This is a genomic window from Clostridium sp. AF23-6LB (genome assembly GCF_003461085.1).
In the GTDB taxonomy this organism is placed as follows: domain Bacteria; phylum Bacillota; class Clostridia; order Lachnospirales; family Lachnospiraceae; genus Coprococcus; species Coprococcus ammoniilyticus.
Genome location: NZ_QTWK01000001.1, coordinates 370,759 through 383,390, shown reverse-complemented (window position 1 = coordinate 383,390; position 12,632 = coordinate 370,759). Strand labels below are relative to the sequence as shown.

Annotated in this window: 19 protein-coding genes; 17 read left to right on the top strand and 2 right to left on the bottom strand. The window is 36.9% G+C overall.

Annotation, left to right across the window (positions count from 1 at the left end; genetic code table 11):
• The first annotated feature begins 285 nt into the window (after positions 1–285).
• From DWY07_RS01675 to DWY07_RS13150, 3 genes are read left to right on the top strand one after another with little or no spacing between them, the layout of a single operon-like run.
• Positions 286–618 carry a DUF3784 domain-containing protein gene (locus tag DWY07_RS01675; protein ID WP_004074378.1) on the top strand — a complete coding sequence of 111 codons (333 nt, stop codon included), beginning with the start codon at positions 286–288 and terminating at the stop codon, positions 616–618.
• A 53-nt stretch (positions 619–671) separates the two neighbouring features.
• A complete protein-coding gene (locus DWY07_RS01670) occupies positions 672–1,232 on the top strand; it encodes a GNAT family protein (protein WP_055942783.1) in 561 nt (186 codons plus the stop codon).
• A gap of 28 nt (positions 1,233–1,260) precedes the next feature.
• On the top strand, positions 1,261–1,407 hold the full coding sequence (locus tag DWY07_RS13150) for a hypothetical protein (protein ID WP_173784189.1): 147 nt from the start codon (positions 1,261–1,263) through the stop codon (positions 1,405–1,407).
• A gap of 105 nt (positions 1,408–1,512) precedes the next feature.
• Here the strand turns inward: DWY07_RS13150 and DWY07_RS01665 are convergent, their stop codons facing one another.
• Positions 1,513–1,866: a cupin domain-containing protein gene (locus DWY07_RS01665; RefSeq protein WP_117822037.1), complete on the bottom strand. Its 354-nt coding sequence runs from the start codon at positions 1,864–1,866 to the stop codon at positions 1,513–1,515.
• 140 nt (positions 1,867–2,006) lie between these two features.
• Between DWY07_RS01665 and DWY07_RS01660 the strand changes: the two genes are divergently transcribed.
• The 13 genes from DWY07_RS01660 (at position 2,007) to DWY07_RS01595 (ending at position 9,588) form a co-directional block, all read left to right on the top strand.
• The gene (locus tag DWY07_RS01660; protein WP_008373705.1) at positions 2,007–2,339 is read left to right on the top strand and encodes a helix-turn-helix domain-containing protein; all 333 of its coding nucleotides are present in this window, start codon (positions 2,007–2,009) and stop codon (positions 2,337–2,339) included.
• Positions 2,340–2,481: 142 nt separating this feature from the next.
• Complete coding sequence (locus DWY07_RS01655; RefSeq protein WP_007884694.1) at positions 2,482–2,919, top strand: radical SAM mobile pair system MarR family transcriptional regulator; 438 nt, start codon at positions 2,482–2,484, stop codon at positions 2,917–2,919.
• A complete protein-coding gene (locus tag DWY07_RS01650) occupies positions 2,916–3,605 on the top strand; it encodes a radical SAM mobile pair protein A (RefSeq protein ID WP_117822036.1) in 690 nt (229 codons plus the stop codon). The genes DWY07_RS01655 and DWY07_RS01650 overlap by 4 nt, the downstream gene beginning before the upstream one ends.
• Positions 3,593–4,501: a radical SAM mobile pair protein B gene (locus DWY07_RS01645; RefSeq protein ID WP_117822035.1), complete on the top strand. Its 909-nt coding sequence runs from the start codon at positions 3,593–3,595 to the stop codon at positions 4,499–4,501. Before DWY07_RS01650 ends, DWY07_RS01645 begins: the two co-directional genes overlap by 13 nt.
• Positions 4,502–4,707: 206 nt before the next feature.
• Positions 4,708–5,571: an AraC family transcriptional regulator gene (locus tag DWY07_RS01640; RefSeq protein ID WP_117551434.1), complete on the top strand. Its 864-nt coding sequence runs from the start codon at positions 4,708–4,710 to the stop codon at positions 5,569–5,571.
• Between the two features lie 39 nt (positions 5,572–5,610).
• Positions 5,611–6,129 carry a DUF6144 family protein gene (locus DWY07_RS01635; protein WP_117822034.1) on the top strand — a complete coding sequence of 173 codons (519 nt, stop codon included), beginning with the start codon at positions 5,611–5,613 and terminating at the stop codon, positions 6,127–6,129.
• Positions 6,130–6,188: 59 nt separating this feature from the next.
• Positions 6,189–6,563 carry an SMI1/KNR4 family protein gene (locus DWY07_RS01630; RefSeq protein ID WP_015534763.1) on the top strand — a complete coding sequence of 125 codons (375 nt, stop codon included), beginning with the start codon at positions 6,189–6,191 and terminating at the stop codon, positions 6,561–6,563.
• A gap of 63 nt (positions 6,564–6,626) precedes the next feature.
• Positions 6,627–6,953, top strand: coding sequence for a hypothetical protein (locus DWY07_RS01625; RefSeq protein ID WP_117807256.1), 327 nt, complete (start codon positions 6,627–6,629; stop codon positions 6,951–6,953).
• A 205-nt stretch (positions 6,954–7,158) separates the two neighbouring features.
• Positions 7,159–7,599, top strand: coding sequence for a hypothetical protein (locus DWY07_RS01615; protein WP_022004536.1), 441 nt, complete (start codon positions 7,159–7,161; stop codon positions 7,597–7,599).
• A gap of 30 nt (positions 7,600–7,629) precedes the next feature.
• Positions 7,630–8,133 carry an isochorismatase family protein gene (locus DWY07_RS01610; RefSeq protein WP_226800971.1) on the top strand — a complete coding sequence of 168 codons (504 nt, stop codon included), beginning with the start codon at positions 7,630–7,632 and terminating at the stop codon, positions 8,131–8,133.
• A 91-nt stretch (positions 8,134–8,224) separates the two neighbouring features.
• On the top strand, positions 8,225–8,842 hold the full coding sequence (locus DWY07_RS01605) for a hypothetical protein (RefSeq protein ID WP_117822033.1): 618 nt from the start codon (positions 8,225–8,227) through the stop codon (positions 8,840–8,842).
• A 43-nt stretch (positions 8,843–8,885) separates the two neighbouring features.
• Positions 8,886–9,404 (top strand): cysteine hydrolase family protein, encoded by a 519-nt coding sequence (locus tag DWY07_RS01600; protein ID WP_117822032.1) that lies wholly within the window; start codon positions 8,886–8,888, stop codon positions 9,402–9,404.
• Positions 9,405–9,429: 25 nt separating this feature from the next.
• Positions 9,430–9,588 carry a hypothetical protein gene (locus DWY07_RS01595; RefSeq protein WP_309295067.1) on the top strand — a complete coding sequence of 53 codons (159 nt, stop codon included), beginning with the start codon at positions 9,430–9,432 and terminating at the stop codon, positions 9,586–9,588.
• 9 nt (positions 9,589–9,597) lie between these two features.
• Here the strand turns inward: DWY07_RS01595 and DWY07_RS01590 are convergent, their stop codons facing one another.
• On the bottom strand, positions 9,598–10,422 hold the full coding sequence (locus DWY07_RS01590) for an AEC family transporter (RefSeq protein ID WP_264293235.1): 825 nt from the start codon (positions 10,420–10,422) through the stop codon (positions 9,598–9,600).
• A 241-nt stretch (positions 10,423–10,663) separates the two neighbouring features.
• Here DWY07_RS01590 and DWY07_RS01585 point away from each other — a divergent pair, with 241 nt between their 5' ends.
• Positions 10,664–12,373 (top strand): diguanylate cyclase, encoded by a 1,710-nt coding sequence (locus DWY07_RS01585; RefSeq protein WP_226800972.1) that lies wholly within the window; start codon positions 10,664–10,666, stop codon positions 12,371–12,373.
• The last annotated feature ends 259 nt before the right edge of the window (positions 12,374–12,632 follow it).

Here is a 12,632-nt window from a genome sequence, read left to right as displayed (position 1 = left end):
GCTGACACCCTGGTTATGGGCAGGCAGGACGAAGGAAGTTAGGACCTCTGGAGACAGAGATGATCCTGGTGGATATAGGAGGTTAGCTGCCATAGAGGGATGGGTATACACAAGGCCAGTAAAGCGGAAATCAATGACGTTTTATTTCGTATACCCTCAAACCACTATTTCAGTACCTGATACATCGAAATGCTCATAACTGCGGCTTATTCACTGAGATATGAAAGGTTGAAAACCTTGAATTTTCAATAAAAAACACTTGATTATATGAGGAGGAGTATGTAAATGAAATTAGCAGATTTAGCAACAGGCTCTGATTGGATAGTGTGGATTGTCTTTGCGATATTTGCTGTACTTTCTATTATTTTACTTTCTGGACATGGAAGCTGGTTCATTTCTGGATATAATACAGCTTCAAATGAAGAAAAGGAAAAATATGATGAAAAGAAGTTATGCAGAACAATGGGAATTGGAATGTCTATTATAGCAATTCTTGCATTAACTATGGGCTTGTTTGAAAATATTTTGCCTGCATTTTTTGTATATATTGCATTGGGGATTATTTTGGTTGATGTCGTGGTAATTATCATTTTAGGAAACACACTATGCAGAAAGTAATAACTTCAAGTTTGGAGAATTGAGAAAATCGGAATTTAGAGGAGTAAAATACTATGAATCCTGAAATAGATATAAGTAATGTTATCCTAAAAACAGAGCGTTTGTTGATTCGCCCGTGGCGGCAATCCGACCTTGATGACTTTTATTCCTACGCTTCAGTAGATGGAGTCGGACAAATGGCGGGTTGGAAGCCTCATAAAAGCAAGGAAGAATCTAAGATTATTCTTGATATGTTCATTAGCCATAAGAAAACATTTGCACTCGAATATCAGGGCAAAGTAATAGGTTCTGTTGGGATCGAAAAATACAATGAAACTCACTTCCCGGAATTTGAAAATAAGAAATGCCGTGAGATAGGCTATGTTCTGAGCAAAGAATATTGGGGACAAGGTTTAATGCCGGAAGCGTTGAAAGAAGTAATTCGTTTTCTCTTTGAGAACGCTAATCTTGATGTAATTTTCTGTGGTCACTTCTTGTGGAATGAGCAATCTCATAGAGTTCAGGAAAAAAGTGGTTTCAAACACTATGCATTTGATACCTATGAGACAGCATTCGGTACAACGGAAGAAAATGAGGTAAACATTCTAAAAAGAGAAGATTGGGTATTGCAGTAAATTCCAGTTTGTAACGAAGGTATTTGCGATGAAAGAAATTAAGATTGAGTTATTGGGGATTGCAATAATACCTTTAGGAATTGCTGTGACAACAAATAATTTTTGGGGATATGTCCTAGGTGTTCTTGGATTTGGCGTCGCTGTAGTTGGCTGTTTTCTAAAAGATAATCACTGATAACTTCTTGTTTGAAAAATTGAGAAAACGTAATATTGAACAAAAAGAAATGCACAGTTCTTAGCTTATCGTGAACTGTGCATTTTTGTAAATAAATACTTTTAATTAGCCGATTACGGCATCCTCTGCTGTAAAATGTTCCAGAGAATTTTCTTTTACCTGAATGCAGATATAAGTAATTCCAGAAATATCGGATGCAAAAAACTGACGCTCTGCAGTAGGCACGATTTTTAGCCAGTCTCCAGTTGAAAGGCTAATTTCTTCTCCATCAATTATTGCTTTGCCGTTACCTGAAAGAATTCCATAGATTTCTTCATTTTCTTTATGAGAATGAACAAATGGGACATTTGCTCCTGCAGGTAGTTCGTTTAAACTGATTTCTGCACCTGTTAAAGACAACTTTTCATGCAGCTCAATTCGGTTTTCCTTTCCAATAGTTGTTTTTGTGTAATTTGCCATAATAACCTCCATAGTTAATTTGTAGTTTCTGGTTGCTTGGTATTAGTATAGTGTGAGACACATACAAAAACAAGTACGCACCTTTTTGTAACTGTACACTCAAAAATGAATGTGTTACAATAGACTCGGAGGTGAGAATTATGCGAGCAAAAGAAGAATTACCGGAATGCCCAGTTGCAACAGCAGTATCTCTTATCGGAGGGAAATGGAAACTGCTGATTTTGCGTAACTTGAAAGAGCGTCCATGGAGATTCAATGAGCTACAACGAAGTATAGATGGTATTTCACAAAAGGTTTTGACAGATAGTTTAAGACAAATGATGAGTGATGGGCTGGCATATCGCCACGATTACCATGAGCAGCCACCGAGAGTTGAATACGGCTTAACGGAACTCGGAACAAAAATGCTTCCAATTGTTAATTCACTTGCTGACTTTGGTAACTACTATAAATCAATTATTGAACAGAATTAAGGACGTTAGTATTTGAAAAGCTTGAACAATTCCAGTTTGGAGAATTGAAAAAACGGAATTTACCTATTAGGACATATAAACTGTTGACAATAAAGCTCCTATATAGTATGTTTTTGGTAAACTACTATATAGGAGCTTTTGTATGGAAATGAATGGAGGATTTCTTGTCACCAAAATAAAACAGCTTGGAGACCGGATTTTCGAGAAGATTCTCAGTGAAAAGAATATTGATGCGTTTAATGGAGCCCAGGGGCGTATTCTTTATGTACTGTGGCAGGAGGATGGTATCTCAATCAGGTCACTCTCGACTAAATGCGGATTAGCGATAACATCTCTTACTACGATGCTGGAAAGAATGGAAAATCAAGGGCTGATAAGCCGTGTTCAGTCTGAAACGGACAAAAGGAAAACACTCCTGTTTCTGACTGAGAAAGCACATGCCTTGAAGGGCGAGTACGATTCTGTATCTGATGAGATGGGCAGTATTTACTACAAAGGTTTTTCAGAGGAAGAAATTATCCGGTTTGAGGAATGCCTCGACCGCATCAGAAAGAATCTTGAGGAGTGGCAGAAGTCATGAGTATTTGTATCAAAGATCAGATTCAGAACATGAATATCGTCATTGGCTGCATAGTGGGGTGTACATATTGCTATGCCCGCAACAACGTGAAACGCTGGCATATGATTGATGACTTCGCTGACCCTGAATTCTTTCCAGGTAAGCTCAAGATGATGGAAAAGAAACGTCCGCAGAACTTTCTTCTTACCGGCATGAGCGATCTCTCCGGATGGAAGCCGGAATGGAGAGACGAGGTATTTGCAAAGATCCGTGAAAATCCACAGCATCAGTTCCTGTTCCTTACCAAGCGACCTGATTTGCTGGATTTTGATACCGATCTGGAAAATGCGTGGTTTGGCGTTACGGTGACGAGGAAAGCAGAACTGTGGCGTATCGACGCTCTTCGGAAAAACGTCAGAGCAAAACATTACCATGTTACCTTTGAGCCGTTATTCGATGATCCCGGCACAGTTGACCTTTCCGGAATCAATTGGATCGTTGTCGGCACCATGACCGGAGCTCAGAGCAGGAAGATTCATACGGAACCGGAATGGGCATGGTCTCTGGCGGACCAAGCACATAAGCTCGGCATTCCGGTGTTTATGAAGGAAGACCTTGTCCCTATCATAGGGGATGAAAATATGATTCAGGAAATGCCGGAAGAATTTAATAAAGTGTTAGAGGAACAGAAATCATGGAAGAAGTAATAAATGGAATCCTCATTCGTGAGGTGGAAACAAAGAACATCATGACTAAGTCTAGTCTGCCGGTAGGCGGTTACTCGGTCAATCCCTATGCAGGCTGTACACATGCCTGCAAGTATTGCTATGCTTCTTTTATGAAGCGCTTTACCGGGCACAAGGAGGAATGGGGCACTTTCCTTGATGTGAAGCATTGGCCGGAAATTAAAAATCCGAAGAAATATGCCGGACAGCGGGTGGTCATCGGTTCTGTGACAGATGGCTACAATCCACAAGAGGAGCAATTCGGGAATACCAGAAAACTTCTGGAGCAGCTGATCGGCAGTGACGCAGATATTCTGATCTGCACAAAGTCGGATCTTGTGGTACGGGATATTGATCTGTTGAAGAAGCTTGGACGTGTAACCGTTTCATGGTCGATCAACACACTAGATGAAAATTTCAAGAACGATATGGACTCTGCTTCTAGCATTGAGCGCCGTATCGCTGCTATGAAGCAGGTATATGAAGCAGGTATCCGTACAGTCTGTTTCGTATCTCCGGTATTCCCCGGTATCACGAATTTTGAAGCAATCTTTGAGCGGGTAAAGGATCAGTGCGATCTGTTCTGGCTCGAAAATCTAAATCTTCGAGGCGGTTTCAAAAAGACAATTATGGATTATATCGCCGGAAAATATCTTGATCTTGTACCACTTTACGACGAGATCTATAACAAGCATAACCGCAGCTACTTTGAAGCACTTGAAGTAAAAGCTGAGGAAATGGCTAAGAAGTATGATTGTCCCTTTGTGGATAATGAAATGCCTTATGGCAGAGTCCCGCAGGGACATCCGGTGATTGTAGATTATTTCTATCATGAGGAAATCCGAGGGACAGAGAATACAGGAAAAAGAAATCGCTAAATTCCAGTTTGATGGAGTGACAAATTCCAGTAAGCTGGTGTGTTTAACCGAGAGACGAATTTGATTTTTACTAATTGTTTATGTAAAGGAATGCCTTGTGATTATATCTGCGATAGTTGTGTAATTGGACAAAAGAGAGCAAAATATGTCGGGACAAAAATATGCTTTGGAGATAAGATGTGTTTTGTAGGAAGGAGTAAATAAGCATGAGCTGGTTGGAAGATATCACTTCATCAATCAAATATATTGAAGGACATCTTACAGATGAACTTACTCTGGAAAAAATTGCTGCAAAGATTAATCTTTCGCCATTTTATTTTCAAAAAGGGTTTTCGATTCTTTGTGGAATTACGGTATCCGAATATATAAGAAATAGAAGATTATCACTTGCCGGCAGAGATTTGCAAACAGATGGTGTTAAGGTTATAGATGTAGCAATGAAATATGGCTATGATTCTCCAGACAGCTTTACGAAAGCCTTCACCAGATTTCACGGTATTACGCCTGCACAGGCGAAGTCCGGAGACGGTGAACTCAAAAACTACCTTCCTCTAAAAATACATGTATCTATGAAAGGTGGATTTGAAATGGAATGTAAAATTGTTAAAAAACCGGCATTTACTGTTGTCGGAAGTGCCAAAATTATTAAAAATGAAGAAGGGTATAAAGAATGCCCACAATTTTGGACAGAGCATTATGAAAAGGGAAACGGTAAGTATATTTGTGGTATGTATGGAATCTGTTTAGATGATGGAGCACCGGAAGGATTCTTCAAGTACATGATTGCTGATGATTATATTCCTTCAAAAGACATACCGGAAGAATTTGAAACGGTAGTTATTCCTGAAAATACATGGGCAGTATTTCCATGTAAAGGATCTATGCCGGAAGCGTTACAAAAAGTGAATACAGAGATTTTTAAGGAATGGCTTCCTGGGAATAGTGATTATGAAATTGCAGGAATGTATAATATAGAATACTACACCGCACCTTGTGATTATCCGAAAGGAAATCAGGATGAGAATTATTATTGCGAAATTTGGATGCCGGTGAAATCAAAAGAACAGTAGATTTTAGAATAATTAGTTAAATTCTTGCGAGGATATGATATGAATAAGGCCAAAAGAATAGTAGATAATATGGATTCTGAAAATGCATTTGCGGTTTGTTCGGAGATTGGAATTATTGATGAAAATGCAACACCGCTTAAGCAGGCAAGATATATTAATGAGCTTTTAAATACTACTGAGAGTATGAAGATATATATGACTGATACTATGCGAAAATGTGGTGGGTGCTGCTTGTCAACCAATGCTATAAAAATAGCAAAAAAATTATACGCTAAATCTAACGATATAGCAGAATTTTTGAATCTTCTGAATGAAGCAGATATTGGCGGAAGGAACTTACATATTTTTGAAGGAAAGATTATTGCTGTATACAAAAAATGTTATTGTAATATACCTAAAAAAGTTGAGAATATGAATAAAAAGTATTGTGAATGTTCTGCTGGTTGGTATATGCGATTGTTCTCTGAGGTTTTTGAAAAGAGTGTAACAGTTACTATTGTTGATACAATTGTCAATGGAGCTTCTGAATGTGTATTTGAAATATCAGATTATGTATAGACAGACAAATTCCAGTTTTTGAAACTGAGAAATCGGAATTTAGCGACGAGGTGAATAATATGGAAAAATGGGGAATGTTTGAATTTAATTCGCCTTATTTTGGAGAAATTATAGAGAAAATAAATGACGTGGTATTGCCAAACGATTACATAGAATTGATGAAAAAACATAATGGTGGTGAAGGCGATATTGGTGAAACCTGGCTTATATTATATCCGTTGGAAGAATTGCAAGAAATAAATGATGATTATGAAATTGAAGAAATTTTGCCGGGTCACATTATTATTGGCTCAAATGGTGGTGGTGAACTTTATGGAATTGATAATAAGGGAAACTACTTTAATGTACCAGTGCCAATAGATGAAGATGATGTTGCTTTGCTTGGAACGGAGATAGAATTACTTCCAGATAAAATTAATGCACTATGGGAGTAGATTCTGTTGTTGGTTATATGACGAACAGATCATAAGCTTTGAAGTTGTAGAGAGGATTAAATTATGGGATTACTTGATAAATTTAAAAGAGTTGAAAAGAAAGCGGATAATAGAAAATTTCCGTTTGAAGATAGTCCTGACACTGCCTGCATTACCTGCTACCATGTGTTGGAGGGGTATAAGCCTATATTATACGTTTCTCACGATGAGGACGGGTATTGGCAGTTTTTATGCGGCGAAAACCATAAGGAAGAAGATGCGAGAGTGGTTTCCTTAGGTGAAATTTTAAGCATAGATGAATCGATGAGGGATTTAGCAGTGTTAGATTACGGTCAATATGCAACCTCAGAAAGTGTTGAAGGTAATTGGACGGTAAAATATAAAAATTAGTAAATACCTAAGTTCGTCCAAATAATTTTACCGGGCAAAATGTAACGGAGGGTTACTATTATCTGTTATAAGTGTTATTTTTGTGATAGTAGGAATTATAATAGTTGATAATAAAGATAATTGATATTGAAGACAGATTTCCAGTTGAAAGAGTAAATAAACTGTTGAATGACAGAGAATAAACTTTGAATTTGAAGGTGAGAACATGATGGAGTGGATAAACATTTTTGGGGCAGTATTTATAGCAGTAATCATGGTACCCAATATTATTTTTACATTAAAGTATAAAGATGGTTTTGAAAATAAGTGGAATAATAAAGGTGTTGAAGTTGTAGAACAGATAGGAAGATTTGGGTGTTTCGGATTTATGGTTGTCAATATTCCTGGAACCTGGTTCGGTTGGTGGTCTGATGAAGCTTTTGCGATATATTTAATAGCAAATGTCGTTTTAATTATACTTTATTGTGTGATATGGATTATTTGTTTTAGAAATAATACGATTTTTAAAGCATTGACATTATCTATTATTCCATCCGTAATTTTCATCTTCAGTGGAATTATGAGCAGGTCTGTATTATTGATTGTAGCATCGCTATTATTTGCACCTGCACATATATTGATTTCATATAAAAATGCAAAGTATTAGATGAATTTGAAGATGACGGAGGGAAAGAAAGTGAAAAAAGCATTGTTGGTAATTGATATGCAGAATGTATGTGTTGGAAAAAATCACGCTACATACTTTAAATATGATAATGAAATTCTGATTCAAACTGTAAACGAAGTTATTGACGCAAATGAAAGTAATGTGGTTGTTTATATCAAAAATATCATGAAGAAAAATTTAATAAATAAGCTTGCACCATTTAAGGCTTATGAAGGAACTGAAGAAGTGGAATTAGTTAGCAATCTTCATGTTATATCTGATTATGTTTTCATAAAATATGAGGGAAACGCATTTAGCAATCCTAAACTTAATGAGTTCTTAAAAGCACATAAGATTAAATGTGTGGAAATCGTAGGAGTTGATGGTGGTGGGTGCGTAGCATTGACTGCGTTAGGGGCCATAAAAGAAGGCTATAGTGTAATACTTAATGAATCAGCTATCGGAACAATGTTTAATAAGAATAAAGAAAAATATTTTAAAAAGCTTCGAGAAGCAGATGCAAAAATTATTTAGATAAATATAAGGCACTCAAAACTTTCAGTCATGCGGAGAGATTGAAAGCAACAGAAACTTTGAAGTTTCACATGGGTTATTAGGAGAAAAAATGGAAAATATTTTAAGTGTTGAAGAAACGAAAACAAGATTAATATGTGAGTTGTCAACAGTAACTGGCTTTAAGTATTTAAAAAGTGGTATTTTGAAGAAAACAGTAAAAGACATTGTGTTTGAAATAAACTTTTTCTCGTCAAAATGGAATGCATCTGGGCAGAGTATTGAAGTAAATGCCGATTTGAGGATTATTTATAAAAAATACGGAAAATTACCAGTTGACAATGTAATAGCATCTATGAGTTATAATCCCAAAGATGGGTATTGGTATGATATATCAACGGAAAGTAAATTGCTTGAAACGAAGAATATATTAGAAAAAAGATTTCGAGATACTGCAATGGATTTGGTAAAAAGATTTGATGAAGATTATAATGCAGCTATACGATATCTTTTCTTTGAAGGGTTTGAAAAATATAATGTGTATCTTGACTTTGTGGCAGATAATTTAGGTCAGGAAATAATTAAAGATAAAGCACAACAAATATATGAGGGTTTATCTGACGAATGTAAAGAACAGGTTATTCAATATCAAAATGGGGCAAGGAATAAATCATGGATGTTAAATAGATGTAATTTAAAATATATTGTGGATAATAACTTGTTCCATTAAGAAGAAAGTAAAATCGCAATTTTTATGTATAAAGGAGAAATGAATGAAACTACTTGTGATAGATATACAAAAAGGAATAACAGATAGTAGACTTTTTAATTTTGATGAATTTATTGAAAATATTACAAGAATTATACAAGCAGCTAGAGATAATCAAATAGAGGTTATCTATTTTCAACATGATGATGGACCAGGAACGGGGTTTTCAATCGGTGATGAAGACTTCGAAATTGCAGAACAAGTGATTCCCAAGGAAGGGGAAAAGATATTTATAAAAAATATCAATAGTTGTTTTGGAAATAAAGATTTTACAGATTATGTTAAAGATGATAATACATTAGTGATAGTGGGACTACAGACAAACTTCTGTATAGATGCAACTGTGAAATCTGCTTTTGAAAGAGGATATAAAGTAATTGTTCCACAAGGGGCAAATTCAACATTTGATAACGACTATATGTCTGGAGAAGAAACCTATAAATATTACAATGATATGATGTGGCCAAAGAGATTTGCTACATGTGTATCTGTTGATGACGCAATTAAATTGATGGAAAGTTAAATCGAGATTTGGAGAGGTATTGTTTATGAAGATTGAATATAGAAAAGCAGATATTACGGATGCAGAATTGCTAATAGATATTTATAATTTTGCATTTTATAGTGATTATATTAAATATGGTGAATGTCCGGCGTATGGAAAGACTAAAGAGATGATGGTCGGGGCGTGGTTAATTGGTTTTTGAGCAACTCCATTATATCACAAGCCGTGAAAACAATATGACAGCCAAAGGCATGGTTATGATACAGAACAAGGTAGTAAATACATTTAAAAGACCGGAGTATGCAGCATCTTTGTTATATACCTGAGCCATCTGGGTGATTGTTGAAGCGGATGGTGTGATGGAGGCAAGGAATACTATGAGGAGTAAAGTTCTTCCTTCTGGAATAAGGGCATATACATGACTTACATACATTATAAGCAGTAAAACAGCAGGCCAGATGACGAGCCTGATGGCAGAGAAAATGTATAGTTTTGCGTTTTTCAGGCTGTCGCGGATCGGCGAATCAGCCATCAGCATGCCAGTTACTATCATGCTGAGAGGTGCAAGCATATTTCCTATGTCTTTTACCGGTGTGAGTATGACAGATGGCAGTTTTATATGGCAGAAAAAGAGCAGGAGTCCGGCTATTATGGCTATTACATTTATATTGGTTATTATCTTTTTCCATTCCATATGTGGCTTTTCGGCGAGCATGGTGCTGCAGTGTGTCCAGAGAAATATCAGCTGTACAGACATAAATGCACATGAATACAGTACATAGTTGGTACCCAGCATAGCATTTACAAGTGGGATTATCATATTTCCCGAGTTGGAATACATGACAGTGGCACATTCAACTGTATTCCAATGCCAGAGTTTCCTTCCGATATTTATAAAAATCAATAGAAGAATATGTATAATGGTTGCAAGAACAGCGGAAAATAATAGTCCCTGCAGTTTTTCTTTTGTAAAGCCAATTTCAAATGAATTTATTATGGCGCAGGGCATCACCAGATATACCACAATGATAGACAGGATCCTGCATATTGATTACCTCTTTTCGCTCCTGTATTATAATCCCATTTTACAAAAAAAGGAATATACCACAATGGGTGGCTTGTCAAAAATAAAAGAATGCGATAGAATATGTGCAATTTACAGGAATTTGTTTAGTTGGATTTAGAACAAGGAGAGATGACAAGCTATGCATTCACAGAAAATCCATAACAAAAAACTCATATTGCCGGTTCTCATTTTCCTGGCAGGTTGTCTGGCCTTGGCAGCAGTTTTATATCATTCATACAGAACAAATTTAAAACATATGCGGGCTGTCACAGAACTTAATGCCACAACCTATGCAGAACGGTTGCAGAATGATATGAACCGTGGCGTTGCGATTACAGATACACTTGAGGAAATAGTACTCAGTGAAAATGGAAAAATTGATAATTTTCAAAAAGTTGCAGGAAATCTGATGACAGATTTTGTTCAGAGCATACAGATTGCACCTAATGGTGTTGTTACAGATATATATCCGGAGGCGGGAAATGAAGCGGGAAAGATAGATTTGATCCACGATGAAAGTCGTGGAGAGATATGCCGTTACGGGAGAGATAAAAATATAGTTACTATGCAGGGCCCGTTTGACTTAAAACAAGGAGGCCGGGGCATTGCAATCAGAAATCCCGTATATCTGGAGTGCCCGGATGGAACCTCTGCGTTCTGGGGATTCACTATTGTAATTATCCGTATTCCGGAGGTATTTGAGAAATCGGTTCAGTCACTTACCCAATTTGGTTATGATTACTGTCTGACAAAGACAGTTTCTCCTTTGTCGGATGATACAGAGGTGGTATCGGCATCAGGTAATATTTTGAAGGAGCCGATTACATTTGAGTTTGAATTTTGTGGCAGCACATTTGGCTTAGAGGTAATGCCAACTGATGGTTGGAACCACGGATGGAACATACTTCCGCAGCTCGTTTTTGGAATTTGTATTATTTTGCTTTTAACGGGATTAACGGTGATCGTTCTTGTGGTTGAGAGACATCGTGAGATATTAAAAAAAATGGCGATAACAGATCCGTTAACCGGTCTTTTGAACCGCAAAGGTTTTGATGAGCAGCTTGAAAAGGTGATACAGGACGGTCATTGTATTCATTGTGTGGGCGCACAGATGGATATTGATGATTTTAAATTTATAAATGACATGTATGGACACGTCGTTGGTGATACCGCACTGAAAAGTCTTGCACAGGACATGAAAGATAATTTTGGTGTAAATGCCATTCTATGCAGAAATGGCGGCGATGAGTTTTCTGTTATCTTGATCGGAACAACAGAGGAAGAGGCAAAGAGTATAATAGAGAGTTTTACCCTTAAGCCAAGGTATATAACATATAATGGTGAAGAGCATCCTTTTTATATTTCTCTTGGGTACGCAGAATATCCGAAGGACTGTGACGATGTTTTGGAGCTTATCAGATGCGCAGATATGGCACTTTATGCGGTAAAACTACATGGGAAGCATAGTTGCAGTCCTTATCGCAGTGATTATAAGATACAGCACAGAAGTCAGCTTGGGTTTGCACTTCAGGATGTGTCAAAAAATCTTCCGGGAGCTTTCCTGATATATATAGCTGATCCGGAGGATGATCGTATTTTATTTGCAAATCGTGAATTGATTGAGTTTGCAGGCTGCAAGGATTTCGATGATTTTCTGGATTATACCGGGCAGCGATTCAGGAATCTTATTCACCCGGATGAACGGGATTCTGTGGAGACCAGTATCTGGAAACAGATTGATGCAAAGACCAGTGGAAATAATGATTATGTAAGATTCCATTTTGCAAAAAAAGATGGATCCTACCGCCCTGTTCTTGATCATGGAAGAATTGTAGAAAGCCGTTACTATGGAAATGTGTTCTATGTTCTTATCATGGACTGTGCTTTGATTGAATCTTTTTATGATGGCTTTTCCAGATAGAGTAAGTCATCAGCAGAAACAGTTATTGGAGAACTGATTTTCTCATGAAGATACAGGTATATCCTATGTGATATATGAGATATAGAAAACAATACAATATAAAAATAATTATCAGGCAGGCAGTCTTATAACGAGACTGCCTGTTTTTTCGTGAATTTTACAAAAGAAATATACAACCCTTGCAATCTTTACGGAAGTGTGATAGCAGGCACAGGCAGGCATATTTATAATAAATACAGAAATGAAGTGAGACCACCTC